At 73.6% G+C, this 22409-nt stretch carries 19 protein-coding genes; 9 read left to right on the forward strand and 10 right to left on the reverse strand.

Features of this window, described 5'->3' with window-relative positions; all coding sequences use genetic code 11:
- Positions 1-17: 17 nt before the first annotated feature.
- The 4 genes from V1260_RS12560 to V1260_RS12575 all read left to right on the forward strand — a co-directional run bounded on the left by V1260_RS12560 (position 18) and on the right by V1260_RS12575 (position 4975).
- Positions 18-599 (forward strand): hypothetical protein, encoded by a 582-nt coding sequence (locus V1260_RS12560; protein ID WP_329747158.1) that lies wholly within the window; start codon positions 18-20, stop codon positions 597-599.
- A complete protein-coding gene (locus tag V1260_RS12565) occupies positions 596-2773 on the forward strand; it encodes a prolyl oligopeptidase family serine peptidase (protein ID WP_329747159.1) in 2178 nt (725 codons plus the stop codon). Before V1260_RS12560 ends, V1260_RS12565 begins: the two co-directional genes overlap by 4 nt.
- Positions 2770-4158 carry an alpha/beta fold hydrolase gene (locus tag V1260_RS12570; protein ID WP_329747160.1) on the forward strand — a complete coding sequence of 463 codons (1389 nt, stop codon included), beginning with the start codon at positions 2770-2772 and terminating at the stop codon, positions 4156-4158. Before V1260_RS12565 ends, V1260_RS12570 begins: the two co-directional genes overlap by 4 nt.
- A gap of 73 nt (positions 4159-4231) precedes the next feature.
- On the forward strand, positions 4232-4975 hold the full coding sequence (locus tag V1260_RS12575; RefSeq protein WP_329747161.1) for a hypothetical protein: 744 nt from the start codon (positions 4232-4234) through the stop codon (positions 4973-4975).
- 13 nt (positions 4976-4988) lie between these two features.
- Here the strand turns inward: V1260_RS12575 and V1260_RS12580 are convergent, their stop codons facing one another.
- On the reverse strand, positions 4989-6443 hold the full coding sequence (locus V1260_RS12580; protein ID WP_329747162.1) for a DUF2079 domain-containing protein: 1455 nt from the start codon (positions 6441-6443) through the stop codon (positions 4989-4991).
- 49 nt (positions 6444-6492) lie between these two features.
- On the opposite strand from V1260_RS12580, the gene V1260_RS12585 reads away from it, so the two are divergent.
- Positions 6493-7362, forward strand: coding sequence for a hypothetical protein (locus tag V1260_RS12585; RefSeq protein ID WP_329747163.1), 870 nt, complete (start codon positions 6493-6495; stop codon positions 7360-7362).
- Positions 7363-7386: 24 nt separating this feature from the next.
- Here V1260_RS12585 and V1260_RS12590 read toward each other — a convergent pair whose 3' ends face one another.
- Positions 7387-8976 (reverse strand): aspartate:alanine exchanger family transporter, encoded by a 1590-nt coding sequence (locus V1260_RS12590; protein WP_329747164.1) that lies wholly within the window; start codon positions 8974-8976, stop codon positions 7387-7389.
- 230 nt (positions 8977-9206) lie between these two features.
- On the opposite strand from V1260_RS12590, the gene V1260_RS12595 reads away from it, so the two are divergent.
- Positions 9207-11957 carry a S8 family serine peptidase gene (locus tag V1260_RS12595; protein ID WP_329747165.1) on the forward strand — a complete coding sequence of 917 codons (2751 nt, stop codon included), beginning with the start codon at positions 9207-9209 and terminating at the stop codon, positions 11955-11957.
- A gap of 104 nt (positions 11958-12061) precedes the next feature.
- Here the strand turns inward: V1260_RS12595 and V1260_RS12600 are convergent, their stop codons facing one another.
- A complete protein-coding gene (locus V1260_RS12600) occupies positions 12062-12268 on the reverse strand; it encodes a hypothetical protein (RefSeq protein WP_329747166.1) in 207 nt (68 codons plus the stop codon).
- 84 nt (positions 12269-12352) lie between these two features.
- Between V1260_RS12600 and V1260_RS12605 the strand changes: the two genes are divergently transcribed.
- The 3 genes from V1260_RS12605 (at position 12353) to V1260_RS12615 (ending at position 15725) form a co-directional block, all read left to right on the forward strand.
- Entirely contained in the window at positions 12353-12985 is a 633-nt protein-coding gene (locus V1260_RS12605) for a DUF6318 family protein (RefSeq protein WP_329747167.1), read from the forward strand.
- A gap of 517 nt (positions 12986-13502) precedes the next feature.
- Positions 13503-14000: a PKD domain-containing protein gene (locus tag V1260_RS12610; RefSeq protein ID WP_329747168.1), complete on the forward strand. Its 498-nt coding sequence runs from the start codon at positions 13503-13505 to the stop codon at positions 13998-14000.
- 180 nt (positions 14001-14180) lie between these two features.
- Positions 14181-15725 (forward strand): HNH endonuclease, encoded by a 1545-nt coding sequence (locus tag V1260_RS12615; RefSeq protein WP_329747169.1) that lies wholly within the window; start codon positions 14181-14183, stop codon positions 15723-15725.
- 150 nt (positions 15726-15875) lie between these two features.
- Here the strand turns inward: V1260_RS12615 and V1260_RS12620 are convergent, their stop codons facing one another.
- The 7 genes from V1260_RS12620 to V1260_RS12650 all read right to left on the reverse strand — a co-directional run bounded on the left by V1260_RS12620 (position 15876) and on the right by V1260_RS12650 (position 22371).
- Positions 15876-16424 (reverse strand): hypothetical protein, encoded by a 549-nt coding sequence (locus tag V1260_RS12620; RefSeq protein ID WP_329747170.1) that lies wholly within the window; start codon positions 16422-16424, stop codon positions 15876-15878.
- Complete coding sequence (locus V1260_RS12625; RefSeq protein WP_329747171.1) at positions 16424-17776, reverse strand: DUF58 domain-containing protein; 1353 nt, start codon at positions 17774-17776, stop codon at positions 16424-16426. Before V1260_RS12625 ends, V1260_RS12620 begins: the two co-directional genes overlap by 1 nt.
- Positions 17773-18828 carry an AAA family ATPase gene (locus V1260_RS12630; RefSeq protein ID WP_329747172.1) on the reverse strand — a complete coding sequence of 352 codons (1056 nt, stop codon included), beginning with the start codon at positions 18826-18828 and terminating at the stop codon, positions 17773-17775. The genes V1260_RS12625 and V1260_RS12630 overlap by 4 nt, the downstream gene beginning before the upstream one ends.
- On the reverse strand, positions 18825-19319 hold the full coding sequence (locus tag V1260_RS12635) for a hypothetical protein (RefSeq protein WP_329747173.1): 495 nt from the start codon (positions 19317-19319) through the stop codon (positions 18825-18827). The genes V1260_RS12630 and V1260_RS12635 overlap by 4 nt, the downstream gene beginning before the upstream one ends.
- Positions 19316-20035: a DUF4129 domain-containing protein gene (locus tag V1260_RS12640; RefSeq protein WP_329747174.1), complete on the reverse strand. Its 720-nt coding sequence runs from the start codon at positions 20033-20035 to the stop codon at positions 19316-19318. Before V1260_RS12640 ends, V1260_RS12635 begins: the two co-directional genes overlap by 4 nt.
- On the reverse strand, positions 20032-21285 hold the full coding sequence (locus tag V1260_RS12645) for a class I SAM-dependent methyltransferase (RefSeq protein WP_329747175.1): 1254 nt from the start codon (positions 21283-21285) through the stop codon (positions 20032-20034). Before V1260_RS12645 ends, V1260_RS12640 begins: the two co-directional genes overlap by 4 nt.
- 99 nt (positions 21286-21384) lie before the next feature.
- Positions 21385-22371, reverse strand: a complete 987-nt coding sequence (locus V1260_RS12650; RefSeq protein WP_329747176.1) for an NADP-dependent oxidoreductase — start codon at positions 22369-22371, stop codon at positions 21385-21387.
- Positions 22372-22409: the final 38 nt, after the last annotated feature.

Raw genomic sequence — 22409 nt, forward strand, 5'->3', positions numbered from 1 at the left:
GCCGTAGGCTGGCCCGCATGACCTTCACGAACCCGCCCGCGGAGCATCCTCGCGCCGCATCGATCGAGACCGGGACCGGCACCGCTCTCGCGGTCTGGGCCGAGCGGCTCGACGACGCGGGCGCCCGGGATCTCGACCACACGGCGACCGCGCGGATGCTCGTCGAGCGCTGGGACGTCGACGGCTGGTGGGCGCAGGGGGTCACGGTCGCCTACGAGCAGCTGATCGGCCGACGCGTGGAGGGTCAGAGCTGCGAGGGCGACTTCTCCGCCTCCGCCTCCCGCACCGTCCCCGGGGATCCGGACGCCGTGCGCGACGCCTGGGACGCGTTCTGCACCGCCGAGCGCCGCGAGGAGCTCGGGCTCGCCGCGCCGACCCTCACAGACACCGCCTCCTGGCGCTACTGGCGCACCGCCGTCTCGGACGGCAGCCGCCTCTCCGTCAACATCACCGCCAAGGACGGCGCGGGCGAGACCGCCCGCTCGACCCTCGGTATCGAGCACAAGGGTCTGGAATCGGCCGAGAGCCGCGAGGCCTGGAAATCCGTCTGGACGTCCGTGCTCACCGACTTCACCACCTCAATGAAGGAGACCCGATGACCGCCGAGCCGACGACCGGCCCCCAGCTCCCCGCCGCCGACGGCTCCGCCGACCCGCATCTCTGGCTCGAGGAGGTCACCGGGGAGGAGGCGCTCGCGGCGGTGCGCGCGCGCAACGCCGCGGCCGAGTCCGAGCTCGACGCCGTCCGCGACCCGCTCGACCCGGACGGCGCCCCGCTCGCCGCGACCCTGCAGCGCGAGATCCTCGAGATCCTCGATGCCACCGACCGCATCCCCGGCGTGGTCAAGCGAGGCGAGCACCTCTACAACGTGTGGACCGACGCGGAGCACGAGCGCGGCCTGTGGCGGCGCACCACCCTCGCCTCGTACCGCACCGAGGAGCCCGAGTGGGAGGTGCTGCTGGACGTCGACGCCCTGAACGAGGCCGAGGGCGAGGACTGGGTGTGGCACGGCGCGCGCCTGCTGCGTCCCGCGGGCGCCGCCGAGGGCGAGCCGTACCGTCGGGCGCTCGTGGACCTCTCCCACGGCGGCTCCGACGCCGACGTCACCCGCGAGTTCGACCTCGAGACGCTGTCCTTCGTGGACCCGGCCGACGGCGGGTTCCTGCGCCCCGCCGCGAAGGGCTCCGTGAGCTGGATCGACGAGGACACCGTCTGGGTCTCCACCGACTTCGGCGAGGGCACGCTGACCACCTCGGGCTATGCCCGACAGGCTCGGTTGTGGCGCCGCGGCACCCCGCTCGAGGAGGCCGAGCTGGTCCACGAGGCGGCCGAGGACGACATGGCCGTCTTCGTCGCCCACGACTCGACGCCGGGCTGGGAGCGGGACTGGGTGGTCCAGGCGCATGCGTTCTACGACCAGACGGTGCATCTCGTGGACCGCTCCGAGCAGCCGCCCGTGCTCACCGCCCTCGACGTCCCCCGCGACCTCGAGGCGAACGCGCACCGCGACCTGGGGATCTTCAGCCCGCGCAGCGACTGGCAGGTCGGCGAGGCGGTGTTCCCGGCCGGATCGCTCGTGGTCGGCGACTTCGACGCCTTCCTCGCGGGGGAGCCGTCGTTGCACGTCCTCTTCGAGCCGACGGAGAGCTCCTCCCTCGCGGACATGACCATCACGCGCAGCACCGTGGTGCTCGCGATCCTGGAGGACGTGGTCCACCGTCTCGAGGTCCACCACCGCGACGAGGACGGGCAGTGGATCCGTCAGGACCTCTACCCCGAGCTGCAGGGCTCCCTCTCGGTCTCCGCGGTCGACGCGGACGAGTCCGACGAGGTCTGGGTGACGGTCTCGGGCTTCCTGGAGCCGACGACCCTCCTGCTCGGCGATCTCGCCGAGATCCCCGCCGGCGGGCCCGCCGGGCCGCTCGAGACGATCAAGGCCACCCCCGCCCGCTTCGACGCCGAGGGGCTCGAGGTGGTCCAGCACTTCGCGACCAGCGACGACGGCACCCGCGTCCCGTACTTCGAGATCTCGCAGGCGGGAGAGCCGACTGAGCAGTCGGCGCCCCGTCCCACCCTGCTGTACGGCTACGGCGGCTTCGAGATCTCGTTGACCCCGTCCTATCTCGGCGCGATCGGCAAGGCGTGGCTCGAGCGCGGCGGCACCTACGTGCTCGCCAACATCCGCGGCGGCGGCGAGTACGGTCCGCGCTGGCACCAGGCCGCCCTGCGGGAGAACCGCCACCGCGCCTACGAGGACTTCGCCTCGGTCGCCCGGGACCTCGTCGAGCGGGGCGTCACCGACCGGGAGCACCTGGCCGTGCGCGGCGGATCGAACGGCGGTCTCCTCACCGGCAACATGCTCACTCAGTACCCCGAGCTGTTCGGCGCCGTGATCATCCAGGTGCCGCTGCTGGACATGAAGCGTTACAGCCACCTCCTCGCGGGGGCCTCCTGGATGGCGGAGTACGGGGACCCGGACACCGAGGACTGGGAGTTCGTGCGCAGCTTCAGCCCGTACCACCTGCTCGCCGAGGGCGTCGACTACCCGCCGACCTTCCTGCTCACCTCGACGCGCGACGACCGGGTGCATCCGGGGCACGCCCGCAAGTTCGCGGCCGCCCTCGAGTCCCTCGGGGCCGACGTGCGCTCGTGGGAGAACATCGAGGGCGGCCACGGCGGAGCGGCGACGAACGAGCAGGCCGCCCGTATGAACGCGCTCCTCTACACCTTCCTCTGGGACACCCTGGGGGCGGGCGGGAGCCGCGCTCGATGAGCCCGCGCTCCCACCGCGTCGACCTCCTCGAGCGGCCGACGCAGGATGACCTGCTGCAGGTCCGCAACGACCTCATGACGGTCTACCGCGAGATCCGCACCGGTCGGCCCGAGCTGTTCCCCCTGCGCTACGCCCGGGCCACCCCGCGCCCGCCGCATCGGCGCTGGCGGCGGTCCGCCGCGGAGGAGCCCGGCGGCGCCGAGGTGCCGGTGCTGATCCTGCCCGACGGGCCCGGCCGCGCCTCGGTGCTGCCCTATGACGTGCTCCGCCGCAGTCTCGCGGGTCGTGGCCTGGACGTGCTGATGATGGAGCATCGCGGGGTGGGCTTCTCCCGCCTCGACGCCCGCGGCGAGGACCTCCCGGCCGAGGCCGTCACCCTCGAGGAGGTGCTCGGGGACGTGCTCGCCGTGCTCGACCACGCGCGGGTCGAGCGGGTGGCCGTGCTCGGCACCGGCTACGGCGCCTACCTGGCGCAGATCCTCGCCGCCCGGCATCCGGACCGGGTGCACTCGCTCGTGCTCGACTCCCCGCTCACCTCCGCGGACGACGAAAGGATCGGGCAGCGGGCGCTGCGCGAGCACTACTGGACCGGGGCCGTCCCCGCGACCTCCTCGATCGCCGCGGCCCTCCGCCGGCTCGCCGACGAGGACATCGTCGACGCGCAGCGCGCGGGCCCGGTGCTGCTCGCCGTCCACGAGCACGGCGGCACCGCCGCGGTGCGCGATCTGGTCGATCTCCTCGCCCTCGGGCGGGGGAGCCTCACCTGGTCCAGCGTGCGCCAGGTCCTCAACCAGGGGTGGCTGCAGTCCACCCCCTTCGTGATGGAGCACGACCTGATCGCGCGGCTCGCCCACACCGAGCTCGGACAGGGGTCCGGCGCCGACGGCGGGCCGATGGACCCGCTGCTGCTCGCGGCCGACGAGGCGCGAGCGGTGCCCCCGTTCGCGGGGGAGGCGCTCGACGTGCACGCGCTGTCCCGCACGATCATCGCGCCGACCCTCGTGCTCGTCGGCTCCGAGGACCTGATCACCCCGCCCTGCATCTCGCGCACGCTCGCCGAGCGGATCGACGGCGCCGTGCTGCTGGAGATCCCGTGGGCGCGGCACTCGCTGCTCGACACCCGCAGCCAGGTCGCCCAGATCGCGCTGCGGTGGAGCGCCGCCGGGGCTGCGCCGCTGCTGCCGCAGCACGCGGCGGCCCTCGCGGCCCTGCCCGCCGCCCCGGTCGACCTCGCACTGTCGAAGGGGCTCCAGCTGGCGCTCGCCGCGGAGCGGCTGTCGCCCTGGCGGCTGCGCCGCGAGTGCGCGAGGGCGCTGCGCGAGGAGCCGCGCACCGTGACTCCCGACGCGAATCGTTCCGTTCCGCGGCCGCCGGATCTACCCTGACCTCGGGGAGCGATCCCCCGGGGAGTGACAGGACGAGTCCGCGGCGAGCACCGCAGGAGCCACAGGGGGACGCATGGCGCGACGGGCCACCGGGATCCGCAGCGAGGTGCCGACACGGCGTCGGCCGTGGGCGACGATGACCCTCGCCGCGGCGAGCGTGGTCACCGTCGGCACCCTCACCGGCTTCGGCCTCGCCGGTGCCGGTCCCCTCGCCGCCCTCGCGGGAGACCGGGAGGCGCCGACCGCCCCGCCCACCGGCCAGGAGCTCGCCACCCTCGACCCGGTCGAGCCCGCCCCCGAGGGTCCCGCTCCCTCCGACGGCGGCGGCGAGACCACCCCGAGCACGCCCAGCACGACGCCCGCGCCGAGCCCCACGACCGCAGTCCCCAGCACCGAGGCGCCCGCTCCGGAGGAGACCGTCGCCCCGGCCCCCGTCGAGGACACCGGCTCCCGGAACGGCTCGGGGTCCGAGGGCGGCTCGAGCTCGGGTGGCAGCGGCTCGGGTGGACCCGGCGGCGGCGGATCCGGCGGCGGTGGCGGCAGCGACTCCGGGGACGACGGCGCTCCCGACGACGGCGGCAGCGACGGCGAGGGCGATCCCGGTGACGGCGGAACCCCCGAGCCGACGGATCCGGAGACCCCGACCTCGCCTGCCCCGCCCACCGAGCATCCGACCGACCCCACCTCGGAGCCGCCGATCGAGACCTCGACGCCCCCGGAGAGCGAGTCGCCCGTCGAGCCGAGCAGCCCGGAGAACCCTGGCGGCGACGAGGACTCCTCTGCTTCCGAGACCTCGGGCGGCGGCCTCGGCGGCTGAGCCGGTCCGCGACTCAGGTCGCCTGCGTGCGGGGCACCCCGTCCCGGCAGGCGACCACGAAGCCGCCCTCGTCGTAGCGGGTCTCGAAGGCCTCGCCCCACTCCTCGCCCGCCCACGAGGCGACGTCGGCCAGCTGCTTCCCGCCCCAGGAGAAGGCGTAGACGTCCACCAGCACGCAGTCCGGCACCCGCTGGTTCGACCCGTGCACCCACTGCACGTCGTGATCGGGGACGGCCTGGGCCATGAGGGTGATGTCGACGGCGAGCACGGTGTCGTCGGGCACCGCGGCGAGCGCTCCCGCCGCCGGTTCCGCCCGCCAGCTCGCCTCCCACTTCGCGGGCCGGAGGACGTCGAGGATCGGCATCTGGCTCCCCAGCAGCAGGGTCGCGGCCGCTGTCGCGGCGACAGCGGCGGTGCGCACCTCGGGCCCGGGCCGCGGCGCGTCCCGGCGCCGGAGCGCGGTGGCCCGGCCGGTGCGGCGGTCGCCGAGCGCGTCGAGCAGGGCGGCGAGCGCGATCGGCACGAGCACCGCGTTGTAGTGCCAGTACCACTCCCAGTAGAAGCTGACCGTTCCGGTGAAGCGCCAGGCGAGGGTGGGCAGCATGAGCAGGATCAGCGGGGAGCGCGCACCGATGATGCCCGCCGAGAGCAGCAGCATCCCCACCGTCACCCACTTCACGGGAGGTCCCAGGACGTCGAGCGGTGAGCCGAGGTTGTCGGTGTAGTCGTACTGGCCGGCGGTGTTCAGCAGCGGCAGGATCACGAAGGTCGACAGCACGAACCAGCCGACGCCCCAGCAGGTGAGCCCCAGCCCGCCCCACCGGTGCTCCCGGGCGCGGAGGGCGATGATCCCGCCGAGCACGGCGACCGTGAGTCCGAGGTCCTCCTTCACGAAGACCAGCGGAGCGGCCCAGAGGATCGCCGCGACGGTCCGCCCCCGTAGCAGCGCGGTCAGGGACAGGGCGAGCAGCGGCACCGCGAACGCGATCTCGTGGAACTGCACGGCGGCGGCCGACTGCAGACCGAAGGAGAACACGGCGGCGCCCCCCGCGACCGACCCGGTGACCGGCCCGAGCCGGTCGATCGCGAGCCGGGTCAGGGGGATCGCCGAGCCGCCGAGCAGCGCGGCCTGGGTCCACAGCAGCGCCTCCCCGCTCGGCCACACCCACCACACCGGGGCGAGCAGCACCAGGATCGGATGGAAGTGGTCGCCGAGGAGGTTCGCCCCGTCCCCCTTGATCGGCACGATCGGAGCGCGCAGCTCTCCGTAGGCCCGGGCCAGCTGGGTGAAGATCCCCAGGTCCCAGGAGTGCGTGACGAGGGTGCGGAACTGCTGCGAGCCGAGCAGGCCGTAGACGAGGGTCGCCGCGAGGGCGAGTGCGACGGGGACCAGGCGCCGCGTCCAGCGGGTCGCGCGGTCCTCGACCGCGAGCTCGGCGGAGGGCGCGATCGGGGCGGTGGAGGTCACCCCGTGAGGGTAGCGGGGCCCTCCCGGGGAACGGACCTACACTGCGGCCATGACCACTCCCTCCCCGGCCGCGCACCGCCCTGCGCCCTTCGGCGACCCCCGTCGGCTGGTGCGCGTCGGCCTGCTGGCCGGTGCCGTCGGCGCCCTCACCCTCGTCGAGCCGCGTCGCCTCGGGCCGCTCGGCCGCGGTGCCTATCGGGTGGGCGTCGCCGCGGTGAGCGGGCTGCTCGCGGCCGACACCGCGCGCACCTCGGGCGCGCTGCTGGATCCGGTGCGGGACGGCGTGGTCACCGGCGGGGCGACCCTCGGCCTGATGGACCTCGCCGAGGCCGCCGACGGACTGCTCGTGGACTTCCTGCGCCGGGCGGGCGTCTCCCGGCCACGCCCCGTGCTGGCCGCGGTCGGGGTCGTCGGCACCGTCGCCGCGTACGCCCTGCCGGGCCCGCTCGGCGGCGAGCGCTGGGGCTCGCTCGAGGAGGTCTTCTCCGAGAGCGAGACGCAGGAGCTGCCGGCGGAGGCCCGGGCGCTGCTCGAGGCGTTGCTCGCGCCGGGGCCCGACGGCGTGGACCTCCCCGGCGCGGCGGCGCTGCGCGAGCAGCTGGAGACGGTCCGCGCGGTCGACCCCGGCTACGCCACCTCCGATCTTCCGCTCGAGGTCGCCGCGCCCCGTCGCCGCGCCGTGCCGCATCAGCAGACCTGGCCGGTGACCGGGCGCTTCCGTCGCGGCGGGCGGGACTACGCGCTCGAGCTGACGATCTCCGAGGGCGCGCTCGCGATGCTCAGCGTGATGCTCGGCGAGGAGCCGTCGGACACGTTGGACGACCCGTATCTGGACCGGGCGCTCGAGGAGATGGCGTCCCCGGGGTTCCTGCTCCCCGATCCCGGGGAGCTGGTGCTGCACCGCGAGACCGAGGGCTGAGCCCGCAGCGCTCGGCGTCTCCGCTCACCACAGCACGATCAGCTGCACGACGAGGATCTTGACCACCATGCCCACGGCGAACAGGGCGGAGTAACCGGACTCGGCGCGCTCGTCGTCGGTGAACGTGGCCACGTGCCCCATGAGCACCGGCTGCCCGATGAAGCCCGCGAGCGCCCCGAGGGTGCGCGGCGCGGACATCCCCGCCCAGCGCCCGACGCCCCAGAGGGCGAGCAACGATGCGGCGGTGAGCCCCGCGGCGAGCAGCGCGACGAGCAGGCCCGTGCGGCTCGGCGCGGTCTCGGCGAAGCTCTCGCCGCTCGCGAGGCCGACCGTCGCGAGGAAGAGCACCAGGCCGAGCTGGCGGATGGTGAGGTTCGCGGAGCCGGGGATGGTCCAGATCAGCGGTCCGGTGCGCTCGAGCCGTCCCAGCACCAGGCCCACCACGAGCGGACCGGCGGCCGCCCCGAGGGCGAGGCTCGCTCCGCCGCCCAGCGGGATGCTCACGAGGCCCGCGAGGATGCCGAGGGCGATCCCGAGGCCCACGCTGATCCAGTCGACCTCGGTGATCCGCCGCTCCGAGTCGCCGAACAGGGAGGACAGCTCGCCCATCCGCTCGCGGGGCACGACCACCCGCACCCGATCGCCGAGCTGGAGGCGCATGTCGGGCAGCGCCAGCAGGTCGCGGTCGCCCCGGCGCACCCGGGTGATGATGCCGCCGAACCGGCTGGGGATCCGCAGCTGGGCGACGGTGCGCCCGGCCACCTCGGGATTGGAGACCACCCAGCGGCGGTAGTCGACCACCGAGCGGTCGTCGGCGAGGTCCCCCGGGGCGAGGTGGCCGAGGTGGGAGACGGCCCGGTCGATCGCCTCGGGGGCGCCGACGAGCAGCAGGTGGTCGCCCACCCGGAGGTCGTCCTCGGGCAGGGCGACCCGCACCGCCCCGTCCCGCAGCAGATAGGACATGCGCAGCTGCCCGCCCCGGCCTCCCGCGCGCGCCGCGATCCCGGGGATCTCCTGGACCCGCAGCGCCCGGTCGAGCTCGACGGTCGCGGTCCGCAACCCGGCGGCGGAGGCGGGGGCGGGGTCGCGGCGGCCGGGCAGGGGGCGTCGGCCGACGGCGGAGAGCACGAGGAGGGCGACGATCACGCCGACGGGATAGGCGATCGCGAAGCCGACGGCCGGCTCGGGGGAGCCGTCGAGAGCCCGGGTCGCGGTGTCCAGCGCCGGGGAGGCGGTGGTCATGCCCGAGACCATCCCGCCCAGGAGACCGGGGGAGAGGCCCAGCAGGCTGCCGGCCCCGAGGGCGAGCGCACCGGTGAGGACCAGCAGCACGCTGGCCGCGAGCAGCAGTCGGGTCTGGGTGCGCAGATCGCGCAGCACGCTCGCCCCGGCGGCGAGCCCCGTGGTGTAGACGAAGAGGGCCAGGCCCACGGCCTGCAGCAGGTCCAGACCCTCGCCGAGGCGCGGGTCGAGGGCGCCGACGGCGAGGCCGACGAACAGGGCGCCTGCGGCACCGAGCCGGAGCGGGCCGAGGCGGAGGGCGCCGAGCGCCGATCCGGCCGCCATCACCAGGACGAGGGTCAGGACGGGAGTGGCGGCGAGGAGGTCGAGCATGCTCTGAGGCTAGTCCCGCGAGGGCTGTCATCGCAGGTCACGGGGGTGGGGTGACCGGAACGTCACCTCCGCCCGAAGGTGACGTTCTGATAACGGTCTCAGCGGATCCCCAGGTTTCCGCCCGGTCATCGATCGGAGCCGCTTGACTGCCCCCACCGGTGCGCGTCGGGACCCCGTCCCGGGCGCGAGGACGCGCGGCGCACCGACCACCCCCGACCGGAGGATCGCCGATGCCGCTCACCCCCCTCTCCCCACCCTCTCCCGACCCTGCCCCCGACGCCGCCGGGCACTCCTCCGCCGTCGGCCGCGCCCCGGGCCGCCGTCGCTGGGGCCGCGCCCTCGCCGCCGGCACCGCGGGCGGCGCGCTCGTGGCGGGGCTCCTCACCGCCCCCGCCGCGCTCGCCGATCCCGGGGACCTGACCCCGCTCGGCACCGCCTCGGAGCTCGGCGTCGACGTCCCCGTGCAGGACGAGCTGCTGGACGGCTCCGCCGAGGCCATCCCCGGCCGCTGGTTCGTGCAGGTCGCCGGCGATCCGGTGCTGCAGGGAGGCTCCGCGCGCGCGAACACCACCACGCAGGAGCAGGTGCAGCGTCGCGCCGCCGACGTGTCCATCGACCTCGAGGTCGAGCGCTCCTTCACCGGCGGCTGGAACGGCATGACTGTGAGCATGTCCGATGCCGACGTGGCCGCGCTGCGCGGCGTCGCCGGCGTCGAGGCCGTCTTCCCGGTGCTCGCGGTCGAGGCCCCCGAGCCCGCCGCGACCTCCCCCGAGGACGCCCCGGCCAACGCCATGACCGGTGCGGACGTCCTGCAGGAGGTCGAGGGGCTGAGCGGGGACGGGGTCCGCGTCGCGATCATCGACTCCGGCATCGACTACAACCATCCCGATCTCGGCGGCTCCGGCACCGACGACGAGACCGCGGACTTCCCGAACGATCGCGTCGTGGGCGGGTACGACTACGTGGGCGACGCCTACGACTCCTCGACCGGGGTGCCCGCCGAGCCCGACGCCTTCCCCGACGACTGCGGCGGCCACGGCACCCACGTCGCGGGCATCGTCGGCGCTGACGGCGAGGTCACCGGTGTCGCCCCCGCGGCGGACCTCCTCGCGTACCGGATCTTCGGCTGCGACGGCACGAGCGACACCGACGTCATCCTCGCCGCCATGGAGCAGGCCCGGGCCGACGGCGCCGACGTGGTGAACATGTCCCTCGGCGCGAGCTTCATGACCTGGCCCGACTACCCGACCGCGCAGATGGCCGACTCCCTCGTCGACTCCGGGATCACCGTCGTGATCTCCGCGGGCAACTCGGGGACCTCCGGCACCTTCTCGAGCGGCGCCCCGGGCGTCGCCGCTTCGGCGATCACCGTCGCCTCGGTCGACTCGACCCATCGCCGCTCGCCCTACGCGACCGCCGCGGGCGCCGACGTGGCCTACTCGGCGGCAACCGGGGCCCCGACGCCGCCCACCGCGGGCGAGCTCGCGCTCGTCGCCGCGGGAGCGCCCGGCACCCCGCAGGCCCGGGCCTGCGATCCCACGGGCGTGGCCCCGGCCGAGGCCGGTCAGGCGCTGCTCGTCGAGCGCGGCACGTGCTCCTTCCGCGAGAAGGCCCTCGCGGGCGAGGCGGCCGGGTACGAGGCCGTGATCCTCTACGACAACGCCCCCGGCGTCGTGAACCCGACCGTCGAGGGCGATCCCGCCCTCACCATCCCCGTGGTGATGCTCGGCCAGGCCGACGGCCTCGCCCTGCAGGAGGCGCTCGCCGCCGGAGAGGTCACCTGGGCCTGGCAGGAGGGGACCACCGTGGTCGAGAACGAGACCGCAGGCCTCGTCTCGGACTTCTCCTCCTACGGCCTCACCGCGGATCTGCAGCTGAAGCCCGACGTCGCCGCCCCCGGCGGCTCGATCTGGTCCACCGTCCCGCTCGAGCAGGGCGCGCACGGCGCCAAGTCCGGCACCTCGATGGCCGCTCCGCACGTCGCGGGCGCCGCGGCGCTGCTGCTCGAGAAGTCCCCGGACCTCTCCCCGGCCGACGTCAAGGCCGCGATGATGTCCACCGCCGATCCGCTGACCTGGTCGCTCGTCCCGGACCAGGGTTACCTCGAGCCGGTCCACCGCCAGGGCGCGGGCATGCTCGACCTCGTCGCCGCGGCGAGCACCACGGCCCGGGTCGCCGAGCCGTCGATCTCCCTCGGCGAGGGCGAGGACGGTCCGAGCAGCGTGACCGTCACGGTCGAGAACACCTCCGCGGAGGACGTGACTTACACCGTCGGCGTCCGCCACGGTGTCGCGACGGGCGCCCCGACCCTCGACCCGGCCTTCTACGCCGCCGAGGGGATCGCGGAGCCCGCGGCCGAGGAGCTCACCGTCCCCGCGGGCGGGAGCGCCGACCTCGAGGTCACCCTCGGGGAGGACTTCGGCGAGGACGGCATCATCTACGGCGGCTGGATCACCCTCACCGCTCCCGACGCCGATCTCGTCGTGCCCTTCGCGGGCCTCTCCGGCGACTACCAGGCGCTGCCGGTGCTCGAGGAGGTCGGCCTCGGCCTGCCCGCCCTCGGGGTGTCCGACGGCGCCGGCGGCGTGCTGATCGACGCCGACGGCGGCCACGAGTACACGATGCAGGACGGCGACGTCCCCTACCTCGCGTACCACCTGGCCTACCCGGTGGAGACCTTCGAGGTGCGTGCCTACCAGCTCAACGGCGGCGGCAAGCCCAAGCCGGTCAACCCCTCCGTCGGCTCGGTGCTGTCCGTGGACCATCTCGGCCGCACCGCCGCGCCCGAGGTCTGGGCGTGGGACGGCACCTACGCGCTGAAGAACGAGAAGACCAAGACGGTCAAGAACGGCACCTACCAGCTCGAGCTGCGGGTGCTGAAGCCGCTCGGCGATCCCGCGAACCCCGACCACTGGGAGATCGTGCGGACGCCGACGTTCACCATCGCGAACCCGACCCCCGGGAAGCCCGGGGCGCACTGATCACGGTGATGCGCTGACCGCGGGGGGTGGGTCCCCCCACGCCACTGCCCCACCCCAGGAGGGGGGATCGGAAGAGCACACGTCTGAACTCCAGTCAAATACGCTCAGCCCGAGAGGGCCGCGAGCGTCCCCGCCTCGACGCGCAGGAAGCGGATCTCGCGCCCCTCGCGCCCCTCGCGCGATCGTGGATCCACGCCCGCTTCCTGGTCGGCGTGGGGACGGCAGATCTCGAGGGGGCCATCGGCCGGCGGGTCCTGCGCGAGGCGGTCGAGCGGCCTGCTCGGGGTGACGGAGACCCGACCCCGGTTCATCCACAATCCGCGGGAGCGGGTGGAGGGCTGTGGGCGGGCTGGGTAGGGTCACCGTGATCTGCTGCACATATGGAAGGCTCCCGCATGTCTCGTCGACTCCTGGCCGCTGTGGCCGCTGCCGCTCTGACCGTGGGGCTCGCCGCGTGCGGTGATCCGACGGAGGGGACGAAGACCGACCCGCCGCCCTCGATCGACATCGGACAGAGCGACGGCGGGGGCGATGGCGGTGCGAGCGACGGCGGAGGCGACGAGGGCTCGACCGAGGCTGCGCCGGATATCCCTGCGCCCGACCCCGCGGACTATCCGGGGATGGACGAGCAGACGCCGGAGGGGGCGGAGCAGGCGGTTCGTTTCTACTTTGCGAACGTCTTCTGGGGCTATCAGACCGGCGATACGAGGGTCCTCAACGGTCTGTATGACGACGGATGCGTGGGGTGCATCGGCTTTAGAGATCGTATTGAAGGGCAACCAGACGGTCAGTACTGGAGCGAAACGACGGTCTCCGATCTCGGAACCGACGTCCAGGAGGCGACTAATTATGACTTCGAGGTTGGGTATCTGTTCGTCGTTGGAGAGCATAGCGAGCCCGCCCCGAATTCGGGGAATGCGGTTGAGTATGCCGCGATCGAGTATATTTCTGTCGCCGGGGTGGAGTGGCAATCCGGGCGATGGGTGATCGCGGAATTGACTGTTTCGGAGTCGTCCAATGCTGAATAGAGCATCCACCAAGGCTTTCCTGGTTTCGGCTACCCTAATCGTTATGACGGGAGTGCTGCCTGGAGTCGAGGTTGCCGCCTGGGCGAATCCTCCGAGGACTTCGGGCTCGAACATAGAAACTGGTGCGAGTCCAGGGAAATTCGACCTCGGTCTCGCCGAGGCCCTGAATAATATCCGGAAGGATTCCAGCCCCAGTAGTGGTGGTTCGAAGGCTAGGCCCGACGTGTTCGTGACGTCCCGTGAACTCTCCAGCAATAGTAGACATTCCTGTGTAGACCTTTCCGAATCGGACTTCGATGCCACTCGATGTCACGTGGACAATATTGTGTGCATTGTCCGGGATGCGGCTTCTGGTGATGGGGATGGGTTCATAGCGACAGAGGTGTTGCGTGTCGACACTCGATCTGGTCGTGAGTCGGAGACCCTGCTCGATTACGAGTGTCGTGCGCGGGGTGGAACTCTCGTCCAGGGTGGTCAGCCCGTCGTGGTCACGGTGACTCTTGAGGATTTCGCGTCGATGCCCGTGCAGCCGCTCGTGGCGTCAGCGGGTCCGCCGGAGGGCTGGTTGCCGGTGAACATGGTCAACGTGCTCTATGCCGAGTCCGAGACTCAGACGATGGACATGACACTGCTGGGGACGCCGGTTCAGGTGCGGGCGATTCCGGTGAGTTATCACTGGGACCTTGGCGACGGGAACACGATCACGACCACGGATCCGGGCGCTCCGTATCCGTCGGAGCACGTGTCGGCGACGTACACGCAGGAGGGTTGGTATGACGTCACGTTGACCACCACCTTCAGCGGCCAGTTCTCCGTTGCCGGCGGTGCGTGGCAGGACATCGAGGGGACGATCGAGGTCGCCTCCGAGCCGATCGCGATCTTCTCGAAGTCGCTGGAGTCGCGGCTGGTCAACGGTGATGTTCCGATCGATGAGGACGAGGATCCGTGGGTTCCAGAGCGGACCGCGGAGACGGAGGGACCGAAGGATCCCGAGGCGACACACCGCGAGATCTGACCCCCGTCACACCGCTCTCGGACTCCGCCCGCCGGCCGAACGGTTCCTCCACAGAGCGCCTTCATCCCCAATCCGGTACCTGCACTCGCCTCCACCCCCGAGACCCCGCACGCTTGTTCGAGGAGGCCGTTCCACTCCAGGAACGGCAGAGAACGGCGAACGCGGACGAGGAGGTGCCCCATGGAGCAGGACGCACAGCGCTGGACGACGCGACTCACGGCGCTCCTCGATAAGGCGCCTGACTCCGAGGACCTGACCCTCGAGACAGAGTCTGCGCTGGTCGACCTCATCGCCGCGACGGAGAGGGCGAAAGCTCGCGTCGCCGCCGTCCAGGCCCGGGCGGAGAGAGCCTTCTGGACCGCTCAGATCCGCACGCAAAAGCAGCAGGGGGTCTCCCGCGATCAGCGCGGACGAGGCATCGCCGACCAGGTCGCACTCGCACGACGCATCACGCCCAAGCAGGCGTCCGACGAGGTCGCCCTGCATCGCGTACTCCTGGACTCGCTGCCTCGGACCTCGGCACTCCTGGACGCCGGCGAGATCAGCGAGCTCGCTGCCCGCCGCGTCGCGGAGAACGTGCTCGTGCTCGACGACGAGGATCGGGCGAGCGTCGACGCCGCCGTGGCGGACAGCCTTCCCACCGTCACCGCGCGGCGCGCGGGAGACCTCGCTCGAGCGCGGGCCCAGGAGCTCGACCCCGAGGCGGCGGTGAGGCGGCACCAGCGCGCCGTGGCCGATCGCAAGGTCACGCTGCAGCCTGCCGTCGACGGGATGTCTATCCTCCGCGCAGTCCTCCCCGTCCAGGAGGGCGTGGCGGTGTTCTCCGCGCTCACCGATGCCGCGAAGACTGCCAAGGCCGGCGGCGATCAGCGCACGAAGGGCCAGATCATGGCGGACGCCTTGGCCCGACGCATCACCGGGCTCGAGCAGCCGGAGGACCTCGCTGTCGAGATCCAGCTGCTCATGACCGATACGACGCTCCTGGGTGATGAGGTGCAGACGGCGTGGATCGACGGCCATCCGCTGCCTGGGCCCGTCGCACGCGACCTGGCCCTCGGCGTCCGCTCATCGAACCCCAGCGGGGAGCCGGCCCACCGTGACGGGGGATCGGACCCGTCGCGCCGCCCGGGCACCGCAGAGGAACCACCCTCACAGCTCACACCACCCGAGATCACGCAGGCCGCCCGATGGATCCGCCGCCTCTACACCGATCCCCGCACCGGGGAGCTCCAGGAGGCCGACCCCCGTCGGCGCCTATTCCGCGGGGCCACCCGACGCTTCATCCTGCAGCGCGACCAGCGCTGCCGCACCCCCTGGTGCGATGCGGCGATCCACGACGTCGACCACGTCCACCGCTTCGCGGACGGCGGCAGCACCGATGCCGCCAACGGGGTGGGGCTCTGTCAGCGCTTCAACCTCGCGAAGGAGATGCCCGGATGGCGCACGGATCTCGAACCCTCGAGCGATGGGGTACCGGGGCGGCTCACCATCCGTACCCCCACGGGTCACGTCTACACGTCCACCTCGCCCGCTCTGCGCACGATGGCTGATGCGCTCGGTGCGGAGATCCTGGAGGAGGCGCCCGCCGCGACACCGGACGGGGCGGGGGCCGACGGTGGGACCGGCGTCCCCTCGGAACCCCTGCCGGGCGATCCGATGGACGGCACGGACTTCGCCGGGGACCCCGTCGACCAGGGACGGGAGCCGCCACCGGCGGCAGCCTGACGGTGCCCGCGCGGCACGGTCCGGGGCGGACAGGGCGCACCGCAACCCAGCAGCCCAGCAGCACAGCAGCCCAACCGTCCATCAGTCGCGTCCCGACCGTTCGTCAGCCTGCCTGCCGGGCGACGCGACCGATCCGGTCCGAACCGTCCGTCATCGCCTCCGCGGCAGGAGCAGCACGACCAGACCCAGCACCGCGAGCACCGCCACGGAGATCGTCCACGGTCCGAGGTCGACGAGGGACACCATGGCCAGGACCAGACCGGCGATGACGGAGAAGCCGATCACCGCCAGCAGCATCCGCCCCCACAGCCGCCACGCGGACCGCTCGAGCGTGCCGTGGGCGGGAATCGTCGCTGCCAGCGCGAACACGGCATGCGCCACCAGCAGGGCGACCCCCACGAGCGCCGCCCTGCCCATCGACAGCCCCGGCTGTGGCACGAGCACGGCGAGCACCGCGATCGGAGCCAGGACCCCGATCTCGCTGTCCGGTCGGAGCACGAGCGCGAAAGCGCCGACCATCACGAGCAGCGAGACGATCCCCGTGCCGAGGTTCGCGAGGGGTCCGGCTGGCATGGCCAGCACGGTGGCGACCGCGAAGCTCACCACGCCGAGCCCCCGCAGCGCCCACTGGGTGCCGCTGATGCGGCGCAGGTCCAGCAGCCGCTCGGCGATCGGATCGAGCATCCGAGGCGCGCGCATCAGGACCTCCTCCGTCGCGGAGCGGTGCGCGCGGCGGCGAGGGAGAGCAGCACCGGCGTCAGCGAGGACGGCCCCTCCCACGGGATCACGGGCACACCCGACTCCCGCAGCTCCCGCACGGTCGTGCCGCGCAGCAGCCGCCGCAGCGCCCACGCCTCGGCCCAGAACCGCTCGGAGACCGTCCCGTCGACCCGCAGCGGCTTGCCGGTCAGCGCGGCGACCTCCCCGATGCTCGGCGGCAGGGTGTCCACGACGATCACGTCCGCCCCATGGGCCACGAGCACTCCGATCTGGGCGATGGCCTGGTCGTTCAGCAGCGGCGAGCAGACGACGGCGAGAGTCCCGGCGCGCACCCGACCCAGCCGGTGGATCGAGCGGGCCGTCCCGTCGTCACGGCCCGCCCGGGCGAGCGCGTCGGTGAGCACCCGCAGCTGTCGCGGTCCCGTCCCCGCCCGCACCGGGCCGATCAGCTGGCCGATGTCGAAGACCGACACCCGGTCCCCGGCGGCCAGATAGTGCCGGGCCACGGCAGCGGTCGCCCGGACGGTCATGTCGAGGCTCGTCGGCGCATCGGCCTCGGCCCACGGGGCGGGCTGCACATCGGTGATCGTGTCGGTGACCAGCAGGACGTCCGTGTCCTGCTCGGTGAACGTCGCATTGGTGTGGAGCCGCCCGGTACGGCTGGTGACGCGCCAGTTGATGCGATGCAGCCGATCCCCGGGCCGGAACTCGCGCACCTCGCTGAGCGCCGTCCCGTCTCCCCGCCGCCGTGACAGGTGCGCACCGCTGACGCCGATCGGCGTGGGCACCTCCACCGGGGCGTCGAGGACGGTCGCGGAGGGCACGACCCGCACATCCACCGGCGGAAGGGTCTGCTCGGTGCGGAAGGCGCCCAGCCCGTCGGCCTGGACCACGTGCAGCGGGCCCACCCGTACCCGTCCCCAGCGGTTCGCGCTGACCCGCATCCGCACCTCGCCGTCCCCGGCCGCGGCGCCCAGCTTCGGCGAGAAGCGGGCCCCGGAGCGCAGCGGCACGGCGAGGGCCGTCAGCGTGCCAGGGGCGGTAGACACCGCGACGGTGGTGGTCCCGCCCTCTTCGAGCGTGCGACGCCCGGTCGCGATCGTGGGCGCTGCCCCGGGCTCGTCCTCGCCGCGGAGATGCCGCCGACCGAGGGCGAGGGCCACCCACACCAGCAGCGGCAACGCCGCGATCACCACCTGCGGGCGCCCCACCAGCACCGCGAGACCGAGCGCGACGGCGACGGCGAGCACGGCGCGCACGAGCGCCGGGGTCGCCCGGAGGGCGCCGCGGGTCGTGGGCGCGCTCGCGTCGCCGGTCGCCGAGGAGCTCACGCCGCGCCAGCCGCCCCGCCCGACGCCTCGGCGGCCGCCGGGACCGGGACCTGCGAGAGCACGGCGTCGACGACCCCGGCGCCGGTGGCGTTCTGCAGCCACAGCTCGGGCTTGACCGTGACCCGGTGGTCGAGCGCGGCATGCGCGAGGGCCTTGACGTCCTCCGGCACGACGTACTGCCGCCCGCGGATCAAGGCGAGCGCCCGGGCGCAGGTGATCAGGGCGAGGGTGCCGCGCGGGGAGGCCCCGACGAGCGCGTGCTGGTGCTGCCGGGTCGCCGCCACGAGCGAGACCGCGTAATGGCCGACCGCCTCGGTCACGTGGACCTCCTCGACCGCGGCCTGGACGGCGAGCAGCCCCTCCGCGTCGAGGACCTGTGCGACCTCCTGCTCCTCGCGCCGACGGTCCAGGCGCCGCGAGACCACCGACCACTCCTCCTCGGGGCTGGGATAGCCGAAGCTGAGCCGGAGCAGGAAGCGGTCGAGCTGCGCCTCGGGCAGCGGATAGGTGCCCTCGTGCTCGACGGGGTTCGCGGTGGCGAGCACGTGGAACGGCTGCGGCAGCTTGCGCGTCGTGCCCTCGACCGAGACCTGCCGCTCCTGCATCGCCTCGAGCAGCGCCGACTGGGTCTTCGGGGGCGTGCGGTTGATCTCGTCGGCCAGCAGCAGACCGGTGAACACCGGGCCCGGGCGGAACACGAACTCGCCGGTGCGCTGGTCGAAGACCTCCGCGCCGGTCAGGTCCGCGGGCAGCAGATCCGGCGTGAACTGGGCGCGCGTGAACGGCAGGCCGAGCGCCTGGGCGAAGGAGCGAGCGGCGAGGGTCTTGCCGAGGCCGGGCAGGTCCTCGAGCAGCACGTGCCCGCCGGCGAGGATGCCGGTGAGGACCTTCTCGAGGGCCGGGCGCTTGCCGACGACGGCGGTCTCGACCGCATCGAGCACTCTCTGCGCGGCGGCGGTCGCCTCGGCGGGCGAGATGGCGTGTGAGACGGCAGGCGGGACGGCGGTGGCGGGGGCCGACGGGTCGGCAGGTCGTTCTGTCTGGTCCTTCATCGGTCCCTCTCCTCGCGCGCGGCGAGTTCTCGGATGTAACGGTGCAGGTCACGGCGGTCGATCGCCCGGATCGGATGGGCCTCGGCATCGGGATGGCGCGCCTCGTCGAGCAGCTGCGCGAGCTGTGCGCCGAGCGGCGGGGCCGACGGGTCGCGGTCCTGCTCCTCGGCGATCTGGCCGAGCACCCGGCCGAGGCCCCGGGCGGTCATGCGGCGGGACGGCTGGGCGCCGTGCACGAGGTCCTCGAGGCGGCGCACCCGCATGTCCTGGGCGTGGGGGAGGGCGTAGTCCGCGTCGAGGTCGAGATCCGGGGCGTCGAGCGACTCCGGACTCTCGATCCCGCGACTCAGCAGCCACCAGCCGCCGCCGATCGCGAGGGCAAGCGCCACGGGGAGCGGCAGGGCGAGCTCGAGGCCCCAGAGCCGGAACAGCCCCACGAGCACCAGGGCGCCGGCGACGCAGCCCCCGAGCCGGAGCAGCAGACCCTTCATCGCGGGGCCCCCTCGTCCAGGCCCTCGAGCAGGGCGTCCAGGAGCGCCGCCGCCTCGCCGCGGTCGGTCTCCGCGAGCGGCTCGGGGTCGAACAGCGCCCGCCGGTACAGGTGGGCGAGGCGGTCCAGCGCGGCCCGGTCGAGGTCGAGCGTCCCCAGTACCGCGACGACGAACTCGAGCGTGGTCTGCGCCGGGTCGCGGCGCACACCCGCCGCGGCGATCGCCCGCTCGACGGCGAGCCAGGCCGCGATCACCGCGTCCTGGGCGTCGATCTGGGTGCCGAGCAGCTCGCGGGCGTCGTCGAGGGCGGCGCGGGCCTGCTCGACGGTGAGCTCCTCCTCGCCGGCCTCCTCGGCCTCGAGGGGGCCCGGGCGGGCGAGGGACCGCAGGCGCCACAGCAGGATCACCACCGCGGCCGCGGCGACGAGTCCCAGGAGCACGAGCAGCACCGTCATGATCGATCCCGCGACCCGCTGGGCGACCGGGTTCGCGGTGGGCCGCTCCTGCTCGCCGAACTCGGGCTCGGCGAAGGAGATCTCGGGCGTCGGCATCGGCCGCACGGACCGCGTCCCCTGGTCGTGCACGATCGGTGCGGGTCCCCGGTCCGCGGAGGCGCCGAGCATCGCGACGCTCGCCCCGACCAGGACCAGCACCGCGAGCAGCCACACTGTGAGGCGGCGGCGACGGGCGAGGTCCGGGTCGGGGGCGGCGGTCATGCGGTCGCGCCGTGCGGTGAGGCGACGATGACGGACTGCTCGCCGGCGATGCGGGTGAGGATCAGCGTCGCGGACTCGTCGCCGTACTTCCGCGGACGCAGGCGGCGCCGCAGCTCCTCGGGTTCCACGGCGGTGCCGCGCTTCTTGATCTCGAGCACTCCCAGGCGATGCTCGCGCAGGTAGGCGGCGAGGCGCTTCATCCCGAAGGGCATCACGTCCCGCACCGCATAGCCGCGCGCGAAGGGGGTGCTGACGCGACGATCGCCGCTGAGGTACGCGATCGTCGGATCGAGGGTGCGGGCCTCGAGCCGGGCGGCGAGCGTGCCGATCAGCCCGGCGCGGATCACGGCGCCGTCGGGCTCGTAGAGGTGGTCGCCGAGCGGTCCGGGCTGCGGGTCGGCGGGGGCGTCGGTCCCGCGGTCCAGGCGGTGGGCGCCGTCGCGGTCGATCAGCAGCGCCGAGGAGCGGACGCCCTCGCGGGCGAGCGGGCCGCACCAGAGCGCCGCTTCGAGCACCTGGCCGTGGAAGGACAGCCACTGCGCCTCGACCTCGGCGGGCAGCGCCGCCCGGTCGACGGCCGGGCCGAGCTTCGCGCCGAGCGGCCCGAGCGCGCCGTCGCGGCCGAGCCGGCGAGCGAGCTCGAGCACGGTCGACAGCGGCGGCTCGTACTCCTCGGGGTCGTGGAGCCGACGGGTGCCGCCGCGGGCTGGAGCCCGCCGGGCGGGGTCCAGCCAGATCCCCTCGGTGTCGTGCGGGTCGTGGCCCTCCGCGGTGCCGAGCCGCACCTGGGCAGTGGGGAAGGGGCGCAGGTTCACGGTCGCGACCGCCACGGTGACCGGGTCGCGGTCCACGGCGGTCACGTCGAGGCCCAGGCCCGCGAGGGCCATCGAGTCCCCGCCGATCCCGCAGCCGAGGTCGGCGACGGAGTCGACGCCCGCCCGCTGGAAGCGCTCGGCGTGCAGCGCGGCGATCGGCAGGCGCGTCGCCTGCTCGAGCCCGTGTGGGGTGAACAGCATCGACGCCGCGAACTCGCCGAACTTCTCGGCGCCCTTCGCGCGCAGCCGCGCCTGGGTCATCACGGCGGCGACCAGCGCGGGGGAGTGGCCCGCCTCCCGCAGCCGCGCTCCCTGGCGCAGGGCGTCCTTCTCGACGTACGGGGGGAGGGCGTTCAGCAGGGTCCAGCCGTCCCGCTGCAGCACGGGTTCGAGGGTGCGCAGTGCCGCGTCGGCGTCTTCGGTGGGCGGAGCCATGCAGGCCAGGCTACCCGCTGGGCACCGGAGCCCGTGGCCCGGACCGACGTGCGAACACGTGGCGCGGGCACGTCGTGCGAACCCGTCGTCGGGGAGAGCTCAGGCGCGGGCGTCGAGCACGAGCTTGCCGCGGGTGTGGCCTTCCTCGAGCTGGCGGTGCGCCGTCGCGATCTCGCCGAGCGGCAGGACCTGGGAGACCTCGAGCGGCAGACGCCCCGAACGGACCCCGTGCACCAGATGGTCGAGTCGCTCGCGGCTGACGACGATCCCCGGGATCCTCGCGTCGATCCCGCGTTCCCGGGCGGGAGCGAGGTCGGCGAGCGACGGCAGGGCGACGATCCGGCCGCCGTCGGCGACCACGTCGAGGCTCGGCAGGAAGGTCTGGTGGTAGTGGGTGTCGAGCACGAGGTCGACGCCGCGGCCGTCGGTGAGGCGCTCGATCTCCCGCGCCCAGTCGCCGGTGTCGTACGGGATCGGCTCGGCGCCCAGCTCGCGGATCCGCTCGGCGTTCGCGGCCCGCCCGGTCGCCCACACGTGCGCCGCCCCCGCCTCGCGGGCGAGCGGGATCAGCAGCTGCCCCACGCCGCCCGAGCCGCCGTGGACCAGCACGGTCTGCCCCTCGCGCAGCTCCGCGGCGTCCTGCACGGTAGCGATCGCCGTGAGGCCGACGAGGGCGAGACCCGCCCAGCGCGGCAGGTCCTCGTCGGGGATCTCGCCGGGGATCGGGGCGAGATCGTCGGCGTCGAGGGCGACGACCTCGGCGGCGGTGCCGCGGGAGTCCGACGGGCCGCGCATCCCGAACACGCGCGTGCCGACGCTCAGGCCGCGCGAGCCGAGCTCCGCCTCGTCGAGGTCGGCGCCCGCGCCGATCACCACGCCGGCCATCTCGCGGCCGGTCCCCGCGGGGAGGGCGAGGTCCTTCGCCCGGCCGGACGAGCCGTCGCGGATCTTGTAGTCCAGCGGGTTCAGGCCCACGTAGGACACCTGCACCAGCACCTCGCCGGGGCCCGGCTCAGGGACGGGGGCGTCGGTGTGGAGGGTCAGGACCTCGGGGCCGCCGAAGCGGTCGAAACGGATCTCGCGCATAACTCCATCATGCACCCGGTATCCGGGCGTCGGGGGAG

The sequence above is a fragment of the Brachybacterium sp. J144 genome, from assembly GCF_036321705.1.
In the GTDB taxonomy this organism is placed as follows: Bacteria; Actinomycetota; Actinomycetes; order Actinomycetales; family Dermabacteraceae; genus Brachybacterium.

Excerpts from the sequence above, each read along its gene's own strand:
- V1260_RS12560 (WP_329747158.1), top strand. The coding sequence starts at position 18 with ATGACCTTCACGAACCCGCCCGCGGAGCATCCTCGCGCCGCATCGATC.
- V1260_RS12565 (WP_329747159.1), top strand. The coding sequence starts at position 596 with ATGACCGCCGAGCCGACGACCGGCCCCCAGCTCCCCGCCGCCGACGGC.
- V1260_RS12570 (WP_329747160.1), top strand. The coding sequence starts at position 2,770 with ATGAGCCCGCGCTCCCACCGCGTCGACCTCCTCGAGCGGCCGACGCAG.
- V1260_RS12575 (WP_329747161.1), top strand. The coding sequence starts at position 4,232 with ATGGCGCGACGGGCCACCGGGATCCGCAGCGAGGTGCCGACACGGCGT.
- V1260_RS12585 (WP_329747163.1), top strand. The coding sequence starts at position 6,493 with ATGACCACTCCCTCCCCGGCCGCGCACCGCCCTGCGCCCTTCGGCGAC.
- V1260_RS12590 (WP_329747164.1), bottom strand. The coding sequence starts at position 8,976 with ATGCTCGACCTCCTCGCCGCCACTCCCGTCCTGACCCTCGTCCTGGTG.
- V1260_RS12595 (WP_329747165.1), top strand. The coding sequence starts at position 9,207 with ATGCCGCTCACCCCCCTCTCCCCACCCTCTCCCGACCCTGCCCCCGAC.
- V1260_RS12600 (WP_329747166.1), bottom strand. The coding sequence starts at position 12,268 with ATGAACCGGGGTCGGGTCTCCGTCACCCCGAGCAGGCCGCTCGACCGC.
- V1260_RS12605 (WP_329747167.1), top strand. The coding sequence starts at position 12,353 with ATGTCTCGTCGACTCCTGGCCGCTGTGGCCGCTGCCGCTCTGACCGTG.
- V1260_RS12610 (WP_329747168.1), top strand. The coding sequence starts at position 13,503 with ATGCCCGTGCAGCCGCTCGTGGCGTCAGCGGGTCCGCCGGAGGGCTGG.
- V1260_RS12615 (WP_329747169.1), top strand. The coding sequence starts at position 14,181 with ATGGAGCAGGACGCACAGCGCTGGACGACGCGACTCACGGCGCTCCTC.
- V1260_RS12620 (WP_329747170.1), bottom strand. The coding sequence starts at position 16,424 with ATGCGCGCGCCTCGGATGCTCGATCCGATCGCCGAGCGGCTGCTGGAC.
- V1260_RS12630 (WP_329747172.1), bottom strand. The coding sequence starts at position 18,828 with ATGAAGGACCAGACAGAACGACCTGCCGACCCGTCGGCCCCCGCCACC.
- V1260_RS12635 (WP_329747173.1), bottom strand. The coding sequence starts at position 19,319 with ATGAAGGGTCTGCTGCTCCGGCTCGGGGGCTGCGTCGCCGGCGCCCTG.
- V1260_RS12640 (WP_329747174.1), bottom strand. The coding sequence starts at position 20,035 with ATGACCGCCGCCCCCGACCCGGACCTCGCCCGTCGCCGCCGCCTCACA.
- V1260_RS12645 (WP_329747175.1), bottom strand. The coding sequence starts at position 21,285 with ATGGCTCCGCCCACCGAAGACGCCGACGCGGCACTGCGCACCCTCGAA.
- V1260_RS12650 (WP_329747176.1), bottom strand. The coding sequence starts at position 22,371 with ATGCGCGAGATCCGTTTCGACCGCTTCGGCGGCCCCGAGGTCCTGACC.